The 18310-nt window shown below is 68.5% G+C and carries 16 protein-coding genes; 5 read left to right on the top strand and 11 right to left on the bottom strand.

Annotated elements, in window-relative coordinates; all coding sequences use genetic code 11:
- Nucleotides 1–21: 21 nt before the first annotated feature.
- The 5 genes from HWX87_RS01680 to HWX87_RS01660 all read right to left on the bottom strand — a co-directional run bounded on the left by HWX87_RS01680 (nt 22) and on the right by HWX87_RS01660 (nt 5558).
- Nucleotides 22–957 (bottom strand): universal stress protein, encoded by a 936-nt coding sequence (locus tag HWX87_RS01680; RefSeq protein ID WP_176045359.1) that lies wholly within the window; start codon nt 955–957, stop codon nt 22–24.
- Nucleotides 958–1167: 210 nt separating this feature from the next.
- Nucleotides 1168–2550: an amino acid permease gene (locus HWX87_RS01675; protein WP_176045358.1), complete on the bottom strand. Its 1383-nt coding sequence runs from the start codon at nt 2548–2550 to the stop codon at nt 1168–1170.
- A gap of 442 nt (nt 2551–2992) precedes the next feature.
- Nucleotides 2993–4018, bottom strand: coding sequence for a DedA family protein/thiosulfate sulfurtransferase GlpE (locus HWX87_RS01670; protein WP_059240600.1), 1026 nt, complete (start codon nt 4016–4018; stop codon nt 2993–2995).
- A 187-nt stretch (nt 4019–4205) separates the two neighbouring features.
- Nucleotides 4206–4712, bottom strand: coding sequence for a cupin domain-containing protein (locus HWX87_RS01665; protein ID WP_176045357.1), 507 nt, complete (start codon nt 4710–4712; stop codon nt 4206–4208).
- 375 nt (nt 4713–5087) lie between these two features.
- The gene (locus HWX87_RS01660) at nt 5088–5558 is read right to left on the bottom strand and encodes a universal stress protein (protein ID WP_176045356.1); all 471 of its coding nucleotides are present in this window, start codon (nt 5556–5558) and stop codon (nt 5088–5090) included.
- 320 nt (nt 5559–5878) lie between these two features.
- On the opposite strand from HWX87_RS01660, the gene HWX87_RS01655 reads away from it, so the two are divergent.
- Both HWX87_RS01655 and HWX87_RS01650 read left to right on the top strand, forming a co-directional pair.
- Nucleotides 5879–7993, top strand: a complete 2115-nt coding sequence (locus HWX87_RS01655) for a PAS domain S-box protein (RefSeq protein WP_176045355.1) — start codon at nt 5879–5881, stop codon at nt 7991–7993.
- Nucleotides 7990–8637, top strand: coding sequence for a response regulator transcription factor (locus HWX87_RS01650; RefSeq protein WP_176045354.1), 648 nt, complete (start codon nt 7990–7992; stop codon nt 8635–8637). Before HWX87_RS01655 ends, HWX87_RS01650 begins: the two co-directional genes overlap by 4 nt.
- Before the next feature lie 61 nt (nt 8638–8698).
- Here HWX87_RS01650 and HWX87_RS01645 read toward each other — a convergent pair whose 3' ends face one another.
- Nucleotides 8699–9103: a lysozyme inhibitor LprI family protein gene (locus HWX87_RS01645; RefSeq protein ID WP_176045353.1), complete on the bottom strand. Its 405-nt coding sequence runs from the start codon at nt 9101–9103 to the stop codon at nt 8699–8701.
- A 325-nt stretch (nt 9104–9428) separates the two neighbouring features.
- Here HWX87_RS01645 and HWX87_RS01640 point away from each other — a divergent pair, with 325 nt between their 5' ends.
- Genes HWX87_RS01640 through HWX87_RS01630 form a run of 3 tightly spaced genes read left to right on the top strand, consistent with a single transcriptional unit; the run spans nt 9429 to nt 11745 of the window.
- The gene (locus tag HWX87_RS01640) at nt 9429–10031 is read left to right on the top strand and encodes a DUF1326 domain-containing protein (RefSeq protein ID WP_176045352.1); all 603 of its coding nucleotides are present in this window, start codon (nt 9429–9431) and stop codon (nt 10029–10031) included.
- Between the two features lie 23 nt (nt 10032–10054).
- A complete protein-coding gene (locus HWX87_RS01635) occupies nt 10055–10843 on the top strand; it encodes a DUF2182 domain-containing protein (protein ID WP_176045351.1) in 789 nt (262 codons plus the stop codon).
- A gap of 8 nt (nt 10844–10851) precedes the next feature.
- Nucleotides 10852–11745, top strand: coding sequence for a DMT family transporter (locus tag HWX87_RS01630; protein WP_176045350.1), 894 nt, complete (start codon nt 10852–10854; stop codon nt 11743–11745).
- Between the two features lie 100 nt (nt 11746–11845).
- Here the strand turns inward: HWX87_RS01630 and HWX87_RS01625 are convergent, their stop codons facing one another.
- The 5 genes from HWX87_RS01625 to HWX87_RS01605 form a co-directional block, all read right to left on the bottom strand.
- Entirely contained in the window at nt 11846–12175 is a 330-nt protein-coding gene (locus tag HWX87_RS01625) for a DUF4148 domain-containing protein (RefSeq protein WP_176045349.1), read from the bottom strand.
- Between the two features lie 213 nt (nt 12176–12388).
- A complete protein-coding gene (locus HWX87_RS01620) occupies nt 12389–13264 on the bottom strand; it encodes a PilZ domain-containing protein (protein ID WP_176045348.1) in 876 nt (291 codons plus the stop codon).
- A gap of 79 nt (nt 13265–13343) precedes the next feature.
- On the bottom strand, nt 13344–15920 hold the full coding sequence (locus HWX87_RS01615; protein WP_176045347.1) for a transglycosylase domain-containing protein: 2577 nt from the start codon (nt 15918–15920) through the stop codon (nt 13344–13346).
- A gap of 174 nt (nt 15921–16094) precedes the next feature.
- Nucleotides 16095–17102, bottom strand: coding sequence for a trans-3-hydroxy-L-proline dehydratase (gene lhpH / locus HWX87_RS01610; RefSeq protein WP_176045346.1), 1008 nt, complete (start codon nt 17100–17102; stop codon nt 16095–16097).
- Nucleotides 17103–17171: 69 nt separating this feature from the next.
- Nucleotides 17172–18293, bottom strand: a complete 1122-nt coding sequence (locus HWX87_RS01605; RefSeq protein ID WP_176045345.1) for a branched-chain amino acid ABC transporter substrate-binding protein — start codon at nt 18291–18293, stop codon at nt 17172–17174.
- Nucleotides 18294–18310 lie beyond the last annotated feature (17 nt).

Raw genomic sequence — 18310 nt, 5'->3', positions numbered from 1 at the left:
TCGTGCGCGATGCCGCGCCATTCACGCCGCGCCGCGCACGAGCAGCACGGGCACTTGAGCGAGGTGCGCCACGCGGCGCGCGACGCTGCCGATCAGCCAGGCCGCGATACCGCGCCGGCCATGCGTGCCGACCACCAGCAGTTCCGCACGCCAGTGCACGGCATCGCGCATCAGCGCATGGGCCACGTCGTCGCTGGTCGGACGCGTTTCGACGATACCGCGCTTGGTCGGATTCCCGGTCGCATGAAACAGCGGCGCGATCTTCGCGAGCGCATCGTCGCCCTCCGCACGGTACGCATCCTCGAGCGCACGCACCGGCACGATATCGGTCAGACGAACCGCGCGATCGATCACGTATGCGGCGTACAGCAACGTCGTCGGCGCCGCGAAGCCGAGCCCGACACGCGCCGCGTGCAGCGACGGCTCGCTGCCGTCGACCGCGAACATCAGCCGCTGCAGCGCGCCGTCCGACGGCCGCGCATAGGCGGCCGGCACGATCAGCAGCGCGCAGCGCGCGCGCTTCGACAGCGTGTCCGACATCGCGCCTTCGACGAGCCGCAGCAGCCCGTGATGCGGATTCGCGCCGACCACCAGCGCGTCCGCCTCCCATGCCGACGTGTCGTTCACCAGCGCATCGGCGACCGTGCCGCCCGTGACCGACGTGTCGACGACGACCTGCTCGACCTCGATGCCGCTGTCCGCAAACAGTGCGGCGATCCGCGCGTTGATGGCGTGCGCTTCGCCCGTCATGTCCTCGCGCGCCGACGTCAGCAGCGCGTCGATGCGAGGGATATCGGGCAGGACGAGGCGCGGGTTGTCGATTGCGCAGACGATGCGCAATCGCATGCCGGGACGCAGCAGCGTGCGGGCGTAGCGTGCCGCGGACAGCGATTCGGGTGTTGGATCGACCGCCAGCGCGATCCGCGCGAGCGTCGGGATGGAATGGGCAGGCTGCATGGCGAAAGCCTCCGTGCGTGCGCGCCGTCGCGGAACGACGGCGGGAGCCTCGCGTGGAAGCGGCGCGCGGCGGCCGGGCAGCCGCCGCGGTCGCAGGGATCGGCGGGTAGCCACGCGAAGCGCGGACAAGCGATTCGTTCAGCATAGGTCGTCCTGCTTGCCCGCGCATGATCGCGATCAACGATCGCGTGGCTCCCTGTCCTGGCCCGCTTACGACTTCGTCGGTGCCGAGGCGGCCGGACGGTTCGCGTAGAACAGCGCATACGCGATGCCGAGCAGCACGATCCACACGGGCCCGATCACGAGCGCGACGCGCGTATCGGGCGTGAACGCCATCAGCACGACGACCAGCGCGAGAAAGCCGAGCGCGACGAAGGAGCCGAGCGGATAGAACGGCACGCGGATCGGCAGGCGCGCGATCTTGTCGGCCGACAGCGTGCGGCGAAAACGCATCTGCGCGATCAGGATCACGCACCACGTCCAGATCGCGCCGAACGTCGATACCGACGTGAGCCACGTGAACACGTGTTGCGGCGCGAGATAGTTGAGCAGCACGCCGATCAGCAGCAGCGCGACCGACACGATCACGCCGTACACCGGCACGCCGCTGCGGTTCACGCGGCCGAGCATGGCCGGCGCCTGGCCCTGTTGCGCGAGGTTGTAGAGCATCCGCGCGGTGCTGAACAGGCCGCTGTTGCACGACGACAGCGCCGCGGTCAGCACGACGAAGTTGATGATGCCGGCGGCGGCCGGAATGCCGAGCCGCGAGAACGTCATCACGAACGGGCTGCCCTGCGTGCCGATCTGGTCCCACGGATAGAGCGACATGATCACGAACAGCGCGCCGATGTAGAAAATCAGCACGCGCCAGAACACCGAGTTCACGGCCTTCGTCAGCGACTTCTCCGGGTTGCGCGCTTCGCCGGCCGTGAGGCCGAGCATCTCGACGCCGAGGTACGCGAACATCACGATCGGCAGCGCGGCGATCACGCCGTTGATCCCGTTCGGCATGAAGCCGCCGTGCGACCACAGGTTCGAGATGCCGGTCGCGACACCGCCGTTGCCGATGCCGAACGCGATCATCAGCCCGCCGCCGATGATCATCAGCACGATCGTGACGATCTTGATCAGCGCGAACCAGAACTCGAATTCGCCGTACAGCTTGACCGCGATGAAGTTCACCGAGCCCATTGCCATGAGCGCCGCGAGCGCCCAGATCCAGTTCGGCACGCCGGGGAACCACATGTGCATGTAGACGCCGACCGCCGTGATTTCCGCCATGCAGGTGACGATCCACACGAACCAGTAGGTCCAGCCGGTCAGGTAGCCGGCGAGCGGCCCGAGGTAGTCGCGTGCGTAGCGGCTGAAGGCGCCGGCGACCGGATTGGTGATCGCCATTTCGCCGAGTGCGCGCATGATCAGGAAGATCGCGATGCCGCCCAGCAGGTAGGTCAGCAGGATGGCCGGGCCGGCCGTGCGGATCGCGGTGGCCGAGCCGAGGAACAGGCCGACGCCGATCGTCGCGCCGAGCGCCATCAGGTTGATGTGCCGTTCTTCCAGCCCGCGGTGCAGCTGGTCTTCTGGTTGTTTCAAGTCCGTCTCCTGGCAGCCGCGAGCGGGCCGCCGTCATTGTGTCGATGTCAATGCGCGACCGTTCATGCCAATTTCGGCAACCGAAAACGAAATAATCCCCGCTGCCGTTTTCTGAATGAGAAACGACGCGGATGCTGCGTCAATCCGATGGGAATCGCCGCGGATTATCAGTCCTTCCCGGAACAATCCGGAAAACGGCTCGGGCCTTTCACGGAATACGCCCGTGCGGCCCGTCTGACGCGGCTGTGCGCGTGACGGACGACAGCGGGATCAATCGCTTTCGGCGTGAACGAACACGCGTCGAAGGTGCGCGATCAGGCGCACGCAATATGCAGGCGGGATTATATGGAGGATCAGAGGTTTTACGCCAGCCGATTTTCACGAAATCGCCATGCGTGAAACCGGAAGCGGAATTCGAATGCGCGCGATATCGCGCGCGCATTTATTTGGACAGTGTCGCGCGCACCGTATATTCGCCTTCGAGCGCACCGTGATCAGGCCGCACGAAATAACGCGACGCGTCGAGATCGGCCGGCATCGGCTCGACCGGGAAACCGTGCTTTTCCCACGCATCGAGGCCGCCCTTCAGCGCGCGGATGTTGTGGATCATCTTCTTGCGCTGCATCTTCGCGATCAGGCGCTTGGCCGTTGCCTCGTTCGGGCACACGCAATAGACGACGATCGGCCGTTTCAGCAGTTCCGGGTCGAGCAGGTCAGGCGAATCGAGATCGACCGGCACCGCGCCGGCGATCCGGTACGGCTCGCGCTCGCGGATCGCCTTCGGCCGTGCATCGAAGATCAGCGGCGGCTCGTCCGACGTCATCATCTCGACGAGCTGCGGCGGCGAGATGCGCACCTGCGCGAGATACCGGCGGAACTGCACGCGGCGCACCCAGCGGTACAGCAGGAACGTGATGAAGATCGCGAGGAACGCGTCGAGAATCGTGCCGCCGCTCGCGCGCACCCACAGCACGAACTGGACGATCTGGTCATGAATGGCCGCGCCGCCGACCAGCCAGAACGCGGCCCACAGCGACGCGCCGGCCAGATCCCAGAACAGGAACACGCCGACGCCGATCGCGGTCGTGCCGAGCAGCGGCGCCGACACGAGGCCGAGGCCCGGCAGGAACTTGGACAACACGAGCAACGGCGCGCCGTATCTTTCGAATACGTTACGGGCAAAGCGAAGCGTCGTGTCGAGCGACAGCGAGAAGCGGACGAGGCCGTTCAGCAGGCGCCGGCCGCGCGTACGGCCCATGAAGAACCACAGCGAATCGGCGAGCATCGTCGCGCCGATCGCCGCCGCGAACATGCTGACCCACGACGCCTGCCCCATTGCCGCCATCGTGCCGCCGAGAATCAGCATCGGCACGGCCGGCACCGGCACGCCGAGCTGCGTGATCAACACGCTCGCGAACACGGCCCACGGGCCGAGCGACGATGGAATAGCGATGGGAAAGTGCCACACGGCGGCGCTCCTGGAAGACATGCGGCCCGTGCGACGGGGGCCGTCGGACCGGCAGTGCAACGGCCGCCGCGGCGCGTCCGCGGCCGACCATGTGCATCACGGGCATTCTAAACGGGTTTGGCCGCGATCGCGCGGAACACACGCCGTCGGCGCGGGCTTCGCGCCAATGATGGCAATGCCGTGACCGTCACGCGTCGGAGCGCTGCGCGAGCCGGGCGACGTGTTCCGCGTAGTCGGGGAACGCGGCGGCCAGCGTGGCCGCATCCGCCAGCTCGAATTCCGAAAACTCAAACCCCGGCGCCACCGTGCAGCCCACGAGCGCGACATGCTCGGGCGACGCGCAGCGCGCGCCGAACCAGCTCCCGGCCGGCACGACCGCCTGGAACACCGTGCCAGGATGCGTGAGCGGGTTGCCGAGCCGGTGGATCGTCAGCCCGTCGTGCTCGTCGAGCGCCCACACTTCGATCGGGTCGCCCGCGTAGAAATGCCAGACTTCGTCGGAACGGATCCGGTGCCACGACGAATACGCGCCGTCGCATAGCAGGTAGTAGATCGCGGTCGACGCGGCGCGTGGCGCACCGTCGGCCGGACGCACGACCGAATCGGTCGCTCGGTAGGTTTCGCGGAAATAGCCGCCTTCAGGATGAGGTTGCAGGTTGAACTGGCGAATCAGGTCGGGCGCGGAGATCGGCATGGCGGATGACGTCGGTAAGGTAGGTAACCGGCATCCGGCGGCCAGCCAGGTTCATCACCCGTGCGACCGGTTCCAGCCGGATGCCCCTGCGTCGATCGCCGCGGCCATGCGCGCGGCGAACAAGCGGACACCGGTCGATGCTGCCAGAACTGCGTGTCGGGATGCAACCGTGTGTGCAATCGCGGGCACGCCGGTGCGTCACGGGCGCCCGCTGCCGGCTCGCCGAACCTGCGACGACAGGATGACGGGGCGACGGACGCGCCTGCGCGCGATGCGCCGGCCAGCGCGTCGCGCGTTTCATCGGGCAGACTGCCGGCGTATGTGCGCTGCTGCATCCTGCTCGCGGCAGCACCTGCTTCTGCGCCGCACCGCGTGCTACGCAGCGGCCGGCGTACCGGGTTCGTTGTGCCGCACCAGCAGCACGGGCCGGTCGGCCGCACGCAGCAGCGATTCCGCGACGCTGCCGAGCAGCAGCCGGCGCAGGCCGTGCCGGCCGCTCGTGCCCATCACGATCAGGTCCGCGTCGGCTTCGGCCGCCGTGCGCATCAGCACGGCGGCGACATCCTCGCCGTATGCGTCGAGCGCGCGCACGGTGCCCGTCACATGCTGCTGCGCGAGCACCGCTTTCGCGTCGTCGAGCACCGGCGTCACGGCATCGGTCGCGGCCGCATCGCCGTCGCGCTCGGCCGCGAAGCCCGCGTCGACGTCGACGAGCTGCGGCCGGTGCTCGACGACATACGCGCAGGTGACTTCACCGCCGGACGCCGCCGCGATCCGGATCGCCTCGTTCAGCGCGAGACGCGCGCTCGGGCTACCGTCGAGCCCGACGAAAATCCGCTTGTACATGGTCCGTCCCTCCGACCGGGCACGCGTCGCGCATCGCGCCACGGCGGCCCGTCATCGCAAGCCGGCCCGGTGCCGGCTTGCCTGCCGAACAGTCTGCCCCACGTGCCGACGCGCCTCTTGACGCGCGTCAAACGCGGCCGGCGTGCCCGCTGCTTCACGCCGTTTGCCGCAATTTCAGGTGACCCTATTACAAAAAACGTGTAAAACGCGCACAATTTCATCTTGAAAATAGACGTTGCACGCAGCCGGTGCGAGTTTTCCCCGGTTTTGCCGCGCTGCCCGAGTGCCCCGGGCAGCCCGACCAACAGAATGGCCATTGAATGACCGCCAGTGGAACCCCGACGCGTGACGCCCGAGGGCCCACGCGCCTCCAGACCATGTTACGCCAGCCGCTCGCGGCTGGCGTCGTTGCGCTGTGCGCCGGCGCCGTGCTGTCGCTCGGCGTCGCGCTGCTCGTGCGCGAGCAGTGGCAAGGCGCCGTCCATACGCGCTTCGAACGCCGCACGACACACGTGACCGCGATGCTGCGCCACGAGTTGCAGACCGGCGTTGCCGTGCTCGAAGGCGCGCGCGGCGCGTTCGGGCTCGTCCCGGACATGACGCCCGAACAATGGCGCCGGTATGCGGAGACGCTCGATCTCGACAGCGCCCGCTCGCCGGTCCGGCAGATCGGCTATGCGCCGCTGTCGCCGGCCGTACGCGGCGGGCTCGCCGGCGCGAAGCCGCTGCCGGCCGGTCCGCTCGCGACCGCGGCGCTCAGCGCGCCCGTCTCGAACTCGCCGGTCGTCCGCTTCGGCGTATCCGACGCGGCGCCGCTGACGCGCGCGCTGCAGACCGGCGACATCGCGCTCGGCGTCCACCCGGCCGACGACGACACCTCCCGCGACGCCCGCACGCTGACGCTGTTCCTGCCCGTGACCATGTCGCCGCACGCGGCCGTCACGCCGTCCGGCACGCGCGAAGCCGGCGTCGACGGGGTGCTGTTCGCGGCGCTGAGCCCGCGGCGCCTGGTTGAGCGCGCGCTCGACGCGGAACGCGGAATCGACCTTTGGCTGACGGCCGGCGGCGATCCGCGCGCGATCGTCAGCGTCGAGTCGACGACCGACGAAGCGTCGGCATCGCCCGACCTGATGCGACGCACCGACGTGCTGAATTTCGGCGGTACCGCGCTGACCCTCGCCTATTCCGCGGACGGCCGCCCGAGCGCGACCGGCGCGCAGCGCGCGGCCGGCACCGTGCTCGCCGCGGGGCTGATCGCGTCGTTCGCGTTCGCGGCGCTCGTCCATGCGCTGCAGCGCCGCCGGTCCGGCGCGACTGCCGATGCCGGCGCGAGCAGCCGCGGCATCCTCAACGAGGCGCGGATGATGGGCATCATCCGTTCGTCGATGGAAGCGATCATCACGATCGACGAGAAGCAGACGGTGGTGATCTTCAATCCGATGGCCGAGCAGGTGTTCGGCGTGTCCGCGATGGAGGCGATCGGCGCGCCGCTGTCGCGCTTCATCCCCGAGCGGTTCCGCGCCGCGCACGCGAAGCACGTCGACCAGTTCGGCGTGACGGGCGTGTCCGAACGGCAGATGGGCCGTCAGCGCGTACTGTTCGGTCTGCGCGCCAACGGCGAGGAATTCCCGATCGAGGCGTCGATCTCGCAGATCCGCGACGCGTCGGGCAAGCTCTACACCGTGATGCTGCGCGACATCACCGAGCGGTTGCGCGCCGAGAACGCGCTGAAGCAGTCGCGCGAGGAATTGCGCGAACTGTCGGCGAACCTGCAGAACGTGCGCGAAGAAGAAAAGACGCGGATCGCGCGCGAACTGCACGACGACCTCGGCCAGCAGCTCACCGCGCTGAAGATGGACCTGTCGGTCGTCGACCAGCAGTTGCGCGTGCCCGGTCGCGCGCAGCCCGACGAGGACGTGCAGACGCACCTGCAGGGCATGCGGCGGCTGATCGATGCGACGGTCGCGTCGGTGCGGCGCATCGCGGCCGACCTGCGCCCGGTGATGCTCGACGATCTCGGCCTCGTGCCCGCGATCGAATGGCTCGCGAACGATTTCACGAACCGCTACGGGATCGATGTCGAGCGCCACATCGAAACGGGCGGCCTCTCGTTCACCAGTGCGGGCGCGACCACGCTGTTCCGCATCGTCCAGGAAGCGCTGACGAACGTCGCGCGCCATGCGGATGCGACGCGCGTCGCGCTGCGGCTCGACATCGAGGAAGGCTTCTGCGTGCTGCGCGTCGCGGACAACGGCCGCGGCGCGGCGCCCGGCGGTCCGGCCCACGAGGACAAATCGTTCGGCCTGATCGGCATTCGCGAACGCGCACACATGCTCGGCGGCACCGTGACGATCGACACTGCGCTCGCGCGCGGCTTCTCGATTACCGTTGCATTCCCGCTCAGTACCGTTCAACAGGAAACGCTCATCACATGATCAAGGTGCTCATCGCCGACGACCATACGCTCGTACGCGACGGTCTGCGGCACATCCTCCAGAACGCCACCGGATTCGAGGTGGCCGGCGAAGCCTGCGACGGCCCGTCGACGATCGCGCTCGTGCGCTCGACACCCGCGCAGGTGCTCGTGCTCGACCTGTCGATGCCGGGCCGCAACGGCGTCGAACTGATCAAGCAGATCAAGGACGAGAAGCCCGCGCTGCGCGTGCTCGTGCTGACGATGCACGCGGAGCAGCAATACGCGGTGCGTGCGTTCCGCGCGGGCGCGTCCGGCTATCTGACGAAGGAAAGCGCGAGTGCCGAGCTGGTCGGCGCGGTGACGAAGGTCGCGTCGGGCGGCGTCTACGTGAGCCTTGCGATGGCCGAGCAGTTCGCGCAGAGCCTGAACGAGCCGGCCGAGACGCTGCCGCACCAGCGGCTGTCCGATCGCGAATTCGACGTGTTCCGGCGCATCGCAGCCGGCCAGACGCTGACCGAGATCGCGAATGCGCTGTGCGTGAGCGCAAAGACCGTCAGCACCTACAAGACGCGGATCCTGGAAAAGATGCAGATGCCGCACGAGGCCGCGCTGGTGCGGTACGCGATGCGGCACAAGCTGCTCGACGAAACGGACGACGTCTAGCCGCGGATGGCGTGCCTCGCCGGCCGCGTGACGCGCGGCCGGTTGAATGGCGCGTGACGTTTTACTTGCCTGGCACCGGGCACGCCAGGTCGCCTTCCTCGCAGGACAGATAGCCCTTCAGCGTTTCGGTGCGCACTTTCGTCAGATCGTCGAGGCAGGTCGAGACGACCATCGGGTACGCACTGCCGCCCTCGGCATTCGCGCTCGAGAAACCGCATTCGGCATCGCGGTACGCGATCCATGCACGCTGCGCGTTCACGAGCTTGTCGGCCAGCGGCCGCGCATCGTGCAGACGCGCGGTGACGGCCTGGTAGGTGCGGTTCAGCTCCCCGTCGGATTTCTTGTACGCGCGATCGGCACATGCCGTCATCGCCGCCTGATCCGTCGCGTCCGCGCAATTCGCCTGCGCATGGGCGACGTTCGCCAGCAGCGCCAGCGAGCACAGCAGACCGGTCGAGACACGCATGGATGCTCCTTGTTGTTCGTTGAAATGCGGAACCCGGTGCCGGGCCGGTTGCCCTGCCGCGCCTCGGCGCGCGGCGACACCGTCCGCGATGCTAGCGCACGCGCGGACGCTTGTCAGCAGGCGCCTTGCATATCGTCCCCGCACGCCTACACTTGAAAATCGATACGCCGTTTCAGGCCGCGCTATCGCATCCATCCCGTCTTCGCTTCCGCCGCATTCCTCAGCGCATTTCGCGTTCGCGACGCCGAGCGGGCATGACGTTTCGTCAGCCGGTTTCCTCCGCCCAGCACAACGCGCAAGCGCCGTCGCTCACCTGGAGGAAATCATGAGCTATCACCTTGAAGGCCGTCTGCTCGAGGTCTGCAACTGTCGCGTACTGTGCCCGTGCTGGATCGGCGAGGATCCGGATTTCGGCGTCTGCGACACCATCGTCGCGTGGCATGTCGACAAGGGCACCGTCGACGGCATCGACGTCGGCGGCAACACGATCGCCGCGGTGTGCCGCGTACCGGGCAACATCCTGCAAGGCAACTGGACGGCCGCGATCTACGTCAGCGACACGGCGTCGGAGGCGCAGGAGCAGGCGCTGCTCAAGGTCTATACGGGCCAGGCCGGCGGCCCGATCGCCGAGCTCGCGAAACTGATCGGCAAGGTCGTGTCGGTCGAACGTGCGCCGATCAGGTTCGATGTCGTCGGCGCCCGCGGCACGCTGTCGATCGGCACCGATTACCATGCGGAACTCGAACCATACCTCGGCCCGAGCGGCGCGCAGACGACGCTGGCCGACACCGTGTTCTCGACGGTGCCCGGCGCTCCCGTATTCGTCGGCAAGGCGCCGGTCTACCGGTCGAAGAACGCGGCGATCGGCATCGACGTCGACCTGAAGGACCACAACGCGTTGCAGAGCACGTTCCTGTTCGACGCATGAATCGCGGCCGCACGTAAACGACCATGGCCGCGCGGTTGCACCGGCGCCTGTTTCCGTTCGTGCTCGCGAGTCTCGTCGGGTTCGCGTGGGTCACGCTGTGGGCGTGGACGCGCAGCCCGTACGGGCGTTATCTCGAGCACGGCGACGACGCGGCGTCCTTGCCGTTCAGCACGCTGTGCCGCGCGCTGCCGGGTGGCGCACTGTGGTTGCCGGCCGCGTTCGATGCGGCAGCCTGGACGCTGATGATCCTCGCGATGATGCTGCCGACGACGCTGACGCTGTTCGACACGTTCGCGCGCGTCGTGTCGGACCGCCCCGACCGCGCGTGGCTGCTCGCCCTCGTCGGTCTCGGCTACGTCGCGGCATGGGGCGGCTTCGGTCTGGTCGCGCACGGACTGCACGCGCTGCTGCTGACGGGCGTCGCGCACGTGCCGGCGCTTGCGTGGCGCGGCTGGCTGATCGGCGCGGCCGTGTTCGCGCTTGCCGGCGCGTTTCAGTTCAGTGGATTGAAGGCACGCTGCCTCGAGCGTTGCCGCACCCCGCTCGGTTTCGTGATCGGGCATTGGCGCGGACGCGCGCCGCTGCGACACGCGTTCGCGCTGGGCGCCAGCCACGGGCTGTTCTGCGTCGGGTGCTGCTGGGCGCTGATGCTGCTGATGTTCGTCGTCGGCGCAGGCAGCCTCGGCTGGATGCTGGCGCTCGCCGCGCTGATGGCCATCGAAAAGAATGCCGTGTGGGGGCGGCTGCTCACCGCGCCGCTCGGTGCCGCGCTGTTCGGCGCGGCCGTGCTGATCGTCGCCGGTCACGCGTGAGGCCCGCCATGCGCCCGCCTGCTTCCGCCCTCGCGTCGCATGTCCGGCCGGGCGCGCGCGTCGCCGCGCTGACGTCGGTCGCAATGCTTGCGTTCGCATCGAACTCGCTGCTGTGCCGCCTCGCGCTGCAAGCCGGCCGGATCGACGCGGCCAGCTTCGGCAGCGTGCGCCTCGTGTCGGGCGCGCTGATGCTCGCGATCGTCGCACGCGCGGGTGCGCGGCGGTCCGCCCAGCCTGCGGACTGGCCCGCGGCAGTCATGTTGTTCGCGTATGTCGCGTGCTTCTCGTTCGCGTACCTGACCGTCAGCGCAGCCACCGGCGCGCTGATCCTGTTCGGCGCGGTGCAGCTGACGATGTTCGCGGCCGGATGGCGCGCCGGCGAACGGTTTGCTCCCGCCGGCTGGGCCGGGTTCGGCGCGGCGCTGGCCGGGTTGCTGTATCTCGTCTCACCGGGGCTGGCCGCACCGACGCCGACCGGCGCCGCGCTGATGACGGTCGCCGGCATTGCGTGGGGCATCTATTCGATACGCGGCCGTCGAACGTCCGACCCGGTTGCGGCGACGGCCGGCAATTTCATGCGGGCCGCGCCGCTGGCGCTCGCGCTGAGCGCCGCCCTTGCCGCCCGCATTCACCTGACGCCGGCCGGCATCGTGCTCGCCGTGCTGTCCGGCGCACTGACATCCGGGATCGGCTACGTGATCTGGTATGCCGCGCTGCGGTACCTGACCGCGATGCGCGCCGCGGCGGTCCAGTTGTCGGTGCCGCCGATCGCCGCAGTCGGCGCGGTGCTGTTTTTGTCGGAACAGCCGACCTGGCGGCTCGCGCTCGCGTCGGCCGCCATCCTCGGCGGTGTCGCCGCCGTGCTGGCTAGCCGCGCCCGCCACGCCGAGGCCGGATCGTGATGCCGACCGGCCCCGGAAATGCAAAACCCGCGCACGGCGGCTACCGTGCGCGGGTTCAGGGGAAGCGACGAGCCGGGCACCCTCGCGGGTGCTTGCCGGCTTAGTGGCCGAAGTACACCGACGAGCGATCGGCGGCGGCCGGCACGGCCACGCGCTGGCCCGACTGCGACGTGGCGGCGGCATTCGCACCGTAGCCCGTGGCGTCGGCTTGCGCGCCGGTGTTCTGCGCGGCGGCGATCTTGGCCTGCGCGGCCTGGATGTTTTCCGGGTAGTTCATCCAGTCGTTCGGGTTGTAGCCGGCCTTTTCGAGCTGGACCAGCTCGGCGCGCACTTGCGCGCGCGTCAGCGGCTGCTGGTTCGATTGGGCGAACGAGACGACCGGTGCGGCCACCAGGGCGGCCAGTGCAACTGCCTTGATCAGCGATTTCATGATGCGTTACCTCCAGGATTGTTTTGTCAGGCGCTTCGGACTCGAGGTCGTTGCGCATGAGTAGAAGTCTAGGAGGCGCGGCTATCAGGGTAAATACTTAAATCGCAAATTCACTGTTGACGGAAACCGTACAATCTCGCGGGAATAAGCCGAATCATCAGACGATTATCGGCGTTCGCGCACCGAATACCTCGTTGCGGACCCCGCTACGTGTCAGCGCAGGTGGTCGGTATCCACCGATGCCATCAGCCGGTCGAACAGCAGCGCCTTCAGGCGGACCAGATCGCCATCGGCGGTTTCGCCGAATGCCGCGTGATGCAGCGTCAGCGCCGGCGCAGACGGATCGGCATGCACGGCGCGCACGGTGCCGTCCAGCGCCAGCAACTCGACGCGTCCGCCCGTTTCGAACGGAAGCAACACGCGCAACGGCTCGCCGGTTGCCGCGATCGGCCGGTCGACGGCAATCGACAGCCCGCTCAGGCTGATGTCGTGCACCATCCCGATGCCTTCCACCCCCTCGGCGCCACCGGCGCAGCAGGCCGCGATCCGCACCGGTACGCGCGGTTCCGCGCGCGTGCGCAGCCGGTCGACGAAGCCGGGCGGCGACAGGATCATGAACGGTGTGGCGCCCGATGCCTGCACCGCCTCGACCGTCGCGCCGAAACGGGACACCGCGGCGCGGCCGATCGCGACCGCCTCGATGTCGTCGCCGCGCGCGAATTCGAGTACGGCCGCGGGCTTCGGTTCGACGAACAGCGCGCCCGACGCAGCGACGCCGATCAGCCGGCAGCGCTGCAACGCGCGGGTCGTGCCGACCCGGCGGCGAATGCCGATCGCGGCGCCCGCCGACAATCCCATCCGCGTGGCGTGCGGCACCGCGTCTGGCGCGTGCGGCTCGGCTTCGGCGTCATCGCGCCGGCGCACGGGCCGGAAATGATCGAACAGGAACGCATGCTGCGCGGCGTCGCGCAGTGTCGTGCCGGCCGGCAGCAGCGCCGCGCCGTCGGCATCGTAGAGATCGAAGCCGAGCGGAACGCCGGCGGTGAGATCGTCGCGCGCGAGCGCGACGTAGTCGGTGGGAAGCCGCATCGGAAAGGCGCGGAGCGACCGCGCGAGCTGTCGTGACAACTTGATTACGGCAGCATCGCGCGAAATCTGAACGGCTTCGTTACTGCGACGCGCCGGTCGCGTCGGGAGCGGACGGCGCGGGAGGCTGGACCGGTGCGGCGGGCGACGCTGCGCCGATGCCCGCGCTGCTGCCGCTTGTCATGCTGGCGCTCGCCGGCGGCTGCGCGGGCTGCGGTTGCGAGGCGCCCGCCGACAAGGCAGCGGCCGATGCGGCCACTTCGGATGCCGGCACCCACTCCTCGACGACACCGCCGGACGCGGCTTCGGGCGCCGACGCCGCCGACGCGTCCGATGCCGCGCCTTCGTCGGCTTCGGGCGGACGCTCGATTCGCTGCGCCCTGCCGGGCGCGGGCGCCTTCTTCGGTTCGGGCGGGAACCACGTGTCGAACAGGTCCGTCACGCGCTCGCGCAGCGAGGCGAACCAGCCGGGTGACGGCTCGGTATCGAATTTCGCCTTCGCGTCGACGATCCGGGCACGTTGCGCGCGCTGGAAGAAATCGCCGACGATCGGCAGCGCGCTGTGCGCGCCCTGCCCCCAGTAATCGCTGCGCAGCGTCACGCGGCCGTCGTCGAAGCCGACCCACGCGCCGGCAACGAGGCCCGGCTGCATCAGGATGAACCAGCCGTCCGCGTTGTCTTGCGTCGTGCCGGTCTTGCCGGCCACGTCGCCGCGGATCCCGAAGCGCGTGCGGATGCTGCCGCCGGTGCCGCGCGTGACGACGTCGCGCATCACACCGAGCAGGGTCTTGTCGGTTTCGGCGTCGAGTGCGCGCTCGGGCGGCGCCGGCGCGTATTCGGCGAGCACCTCGCCCTGGCGGTTCTCGATGCGCGTGACCATCTGCGGCTCGACGTACAGCCCGCCGTTCGCGATCGTCGCGTACGACGCGACCATTTCCTTCAGCGTGACGGGACTCGTGCCGAGCGCGAGCGACGGCACGCGTTCGAGCGGACTTTCGCGCACGCCCATGTCGCGTGCGAGCCGTGCGACGGCGGCCGGCCCGACCTTCTCCATCACTTGCGCGGTGATCCGGTTGCGCGACAGCGCGATCGCGTCGCGCAGCGTCATCGGCTTGCCGGTCGGCGGCACGTCGTCGTTCGGCCGCCAGATCTCGCCGCCCTTCAGCGGGATCTCGACCGGCTGGTCGATGAACGTGTCGTCCGGCTTCATCCCGTTCGCGAACGCGACGCCATAGACGAACGGCTTGAACGTCGAGCCCGGCTGGCGTCGCGCCTGCGCGACGTGGTCGAACGGCTCGCTGGTGAAATCGCGGCTGCCGACCCACGCACGGATCTGCCCGTCGCGCGGGTCGATGGCGAGGAAGCCGGCCTGCACGTCGGTCTTCGCCTTGCACAGCGCACGCATGAAGCCGCGGTCGCCCGCGAGCAGCTTCATCGCGGCCGCGTCGTCCTTGCCGGCGTCCTGCGCGGCCTTGTACTCGGGCGACTCGCGCATGAAGGTGCGGAACACCTCGTTGTCGGTGCCGCAGCCGTCGCGGCCGCTCCATGCGTTATTCGCGATGCCCTGCAGCTGGTTGCCCTGCAACGTGAGCGCCTGCGTCGCCATCTGCTGCAGCCGCGAGTCGATCGTCGTGCGCACGATCAGCCCGTCCGAATAGATGTTGTAGTCGTTGCGGTCGGCCCATGCGATCAGCCATTTGCGCAGCTGCTGCGCAAAATGCGGCGCCGGCCCCGGCGGCTCCTTCTGGCGCTCGAAGTCGATGCGCAGCGGCCGGCGCTGCAATTGCGCGAACTGCGCGGGCGACAGCTTGCCGTACTTCACCATCTGGCCGAGCACCGTGTTGCGCCGCTGCAGCGCGCGCTCGGGGTTCAGCACCGGGTTGTAATAGCTGTTGCCCTTCAGCATCCCGACGAGCGTCGCGCTGTCGAGCACGTCGAGCTCGTCGGCCGACTTGTCGAAATAGGTGCGCGCGGCCATCTCGACGCCGTACGCGTTGTACAGGAACGGCACCGTGTTCAGGTAGGTCTCGAGGATCTGGTCCTTGCTGTAGACCGCCTCGATCTTCAGCGCGGTGATCGCCTCCTTCACCTTGCGCGTGAGCGTCGGCGCGCGGCCGATCTCGTCCGGATACAGGTTGCGGGCGAGCTGTTGCGTGATCGTCGAGCCGCCCTGGCGGCTGCCCGAGAAGGTATGGAGCGCGGCCGACGCCGTGCGCTTCCAGTCGAGGCCGTGATGCTCGTAGAAGCGGTGATCCTCGGTCGCGATCAGCGCGTCGACCATGTGCGGCGAGATCTGCTTGAGCGGCACCCACTCGCGGTTCGACGGCTTGAATTCGGCCAGCAGCTTGCCGTCGGCGGACAGCACTTGTGCGGGCTGGTCGACGCGCGCCTTGCGGATGTCGCCGATGCCCGGCGTGAACGGAATCAGCACGACCACGTACACCAGGAACAGCGCCGGCACGGCGGCAGCCGTGAGCAGCACGCCGCGGCGCGTCGGGTGACGGACATGGCGCCACGCGGTGGCGGCGAGAGGCTTGACCCGCGCGACGGCGGCAGCCGCGACGGGTTGGGCGCGCGCGACCCATCTGGCACAGAAGGCACGCACTGACGACACGTTTCGGCGATTCACGCGGGTGGAGCTCGACTGAAAAGGGTGCATCGTACCAAACTCGCGCGGCCCGCCGGCCCGCGGCGGCGTCGCGCCGGCATGCACCGCATGGCCGTACCCGCGTTTCGCACGCAAAAAAGGCGCGTGCCCCGTAACGGGAACGACGCGCCAAACCTGGTACTACAACCGGGAAACCGCGCGAGGGCGGCCGATCGGCGCCGCTGCTCAGCGGACGAGGAATCCATAGGTGAGCGGATCGCGTTCGTCGACGATCCAGTTCGCGAACCCGCAGATATGCGCGCTGCCTTCCACTTCCGGAATCACGGCCGGAATGTCGCCGACCGTCGTTTCGCGCAGCACGCGCCCCTTGAAGACCGTGCCGACGATCGATTCGTTGACGAGCGTGTCGCCGGCCGCGAGCAGCCCGCGCTGGTACAGCTGCGCGACGCGCCCGCCGGTGCCGGAGCCCGTGGGCGAGCGGTCGACCTCGCGATCCGCGAACACGCAGCAGTTCGCCTGCGTCGAGCCCGGATGGCGCGGCGCATTCGCGATGATCGTGCCGTAGATATGGTTGATTTCCGGAATCTCCGGATGCACGACCGGGTACTTCGCGTTCGCGGCGGCCTTCACTTCCGCGCCGAAACGGATCAGCTTCTCGACGGCCGACTCGCGCACCGGCAGGTCGAACGGCGCGCCGTCGACGTAGAAATAAAACGCGCCGCCGTACGCGATGTCGCCGGTCACGGTGCCGAACGACGGCGTCTCGACCGACACGTCGCGCTGCCAGATGAACGACGGCACGTTGACGAAGCGCACGGGTCCCGCATGCTCGCCGTCCCACTTGACGAACGCCTCGATGAAGCCGCACGGCGCGTCGATACCGACCCGCGTTTCCGGCACCGTACGCTGCACCCAGCCGAGTTCGACCGCAGCGGTCGACAGCGCGATCACGCCATGCCCGCAATGGTCGCTGTAGCCTTCGTTGTGCACGAAGATCACGCCGAAATCGGCATTCGGCGAGACCGGCTCGGTCAGGTAGCCGCCGTACATGTCGGCGTGGCCGCGCGGTTCGAACATCAGCGCGCGGCGAATCTCGTCGGCGTTCTCCTTGAGCCACGCGCGGCGCTGGACGATCGTGTCGCCTGGCAGGCGCGGCAGCCCGCTCGTGACGATGCGGAACGCTTCGCCGCCCGTATGGACTTCGACGGTGGAAAGGGATCGGGAAATTTTCATGTCGAATCGGATGCTTGGAAACGAAGGACGGCGGTCGCGCCGCCGTCCGGTGACAGGCTGGTGTGGCGATTACTTCGAATACGGCTCCGGCAGGCCGTTGCGGATCACGTAGACGGTCGTCGGCGCGCCCTTCAGGTCGCCGTTCGCATCGAACGAATAGGTGCCCGCGACGCCCGCGTAGTTCGACTTCGCGAGCTGCGCGATCAGCTTCGCCTTGTCGGTGGTCGTGCCGGCCTTGACCATCGCGTCGGCGAGCAGCTTCATCCCGTCGTAGTAGTTGACGCCGTAGACCTGCGGATCGGTGTGATACGTGTCGTGGTACTTCTTCAGGAACTCGCGGCCGGCCGCCGTCTTCTCGAGCGCGACGCCGCCCTGCGCGCAGTAGACGATCGATGCCGCGTCGCCCGCGACCTTGCCCATGTCGGCCGAGCAGATGCCGTCGCCGCCGAGCAGCTTCGCGCGCAGACCGCGCTGCTTCATCTGCTTGGCCATCGGCGCGCCTTGCGCCGCATAGCCGCCGAGGAAGATCACGTCGGGGTTGCTGGCCTTGATCTTGGTGAGAATGCCGAGGAAATCGGTGGCCGACGAGCTTGTGTATTCCTGGTCGACGATCTTGATTCCGTTCGCCTTCGCGACGCTCATGAACTGCTCGGCGACGCCCTGCCCGTACGCGGTGCGATCGTCGATCACGGCGGCGGTCTTCGCATTCAGCGTCTTCGCGGCAAACGTGGCCATCGTGCCGCCGAGCTGTTCGTCGCTCGCGCCGATCCGGAAGATGTTCTTGAAGCCCTGCTTCGTCAGCGCCGGGTTCGACGCGACCGGCAGGATCGGCACGCCGGCAGTCGAATACACGCGCGACGCGGGAATCGCGACGCCCGAGTTGTACGGCCCGAGCACCGCGACGACGCCCTTGTCGACGAGGTTCTGCGCGACCTGTACGCCGGCCTTCGGGTCGGCCTGGTCGTCGTCGGAAACCAGTTTGAACGTGACGGTCTTGCCGGCGACCTTGATGCCGGCCTTGTTGAGTTCGTCGACGGCGAGGCGCGCGCCGTTTTCATTGTCCTTGCCGTTCGCGGCCTGCGGGCCCGTCAGCGGCGCCGAATGGCCGATCATCACGACTTCCTGCGCGTGGGCGGAAGTCAGCGCACCGGCGGCGATGGCCACCGAAAGCGCGGTAACGAGGTGTCGCATGATGTCTCCTGATTGGT

The sequence above is a fragment of the Burkholderia sp. BCC1644 genome, assembly GCF_902833225.1.
Classification (GTDB): domain Bacteria; phylum Pseudomonadota; class Gammaproteobacteria; order Burkholderiales; family Burkholderiaceae; genus Burkholderia.
The sequence above is the reverse complement of the archived record's forward strand: the minus strand, read 5'-3'. Positions and strand labels throughout refer to the sequence as shown.